This window comes from Vibrio sp. 1069 (genome assembly GCF_033340555.1).
This window is the reverse complement of the sequence record NZ_JAWOWP010000660.1, coordinates 1-587: the sequence shown is the minus strand read 5'-3', so window position 1 is coordinate 587 and position 587 is coordinate 1. Positions and strand designations below refer to the sequence as shown.

The 587-nt window shown below is 49.1% G+C and carries 1 protein-coding gene; it reads left to right on the top strand.

What is annotated here, in order from left to right; all coding sequences use genetic code 11:
* Nucleotides 1-587 (top strand): ABC transporter substrate-binding protein (locus R7040_RS28325; protein WP_318097865.1); only part of this gene is annotated, 587 nt, incomplete at both ends.

The following is a 587-nucleotide window of genomic DNA, read 5'->3' as shown; positions in this document are numbered from 1 at the left end:
GTAAAAACATGGTGGCGATGCAAGGTTGGGGCACGGCGGATACCGAAGCGCTGATCTCATTCGTAACCAAAGACAAAGTACCAGTATTTTCGGCATCTTACTCGGGTCATTTAACGGACCCTACGGGCAAAAACCCGAAAACGGCAAAACCTGCACCGTATAACTTTTTCTATGGCGCGTCTTATTCAGATGCCTGTCGTGCATTGGTGAAATGGGCGAAAGAGGATTGGGAATCAAAAGGCAATACCACGGCACCTAAATTTACTCACATTGGTGATAACCATCCGTTCCCGAATGCACCAAAAGACGCGTGTGCGGAATACGCCAAAGAGCTGGGCTTTGAAGTGCAAAACCCAGTGGTTGTCTCACTCAAACCGGGTGATTTCAAAGCGCAATGTTTGTCGCTAAAAGAATCCGGCACCAACTACGGTTACATCGCGAACCTAGGTGGCTCAGTCATTTCACTAGTGAAGTCGTGTAACACGGTTGGCACGGAGTTCCAGTACATGGCGAATATCTGGGGTGGTGATAAACCCGTAATTGAAGCGGCAGGTGACGGTCTGAAAGATTACGTGTTCCCGGGCATG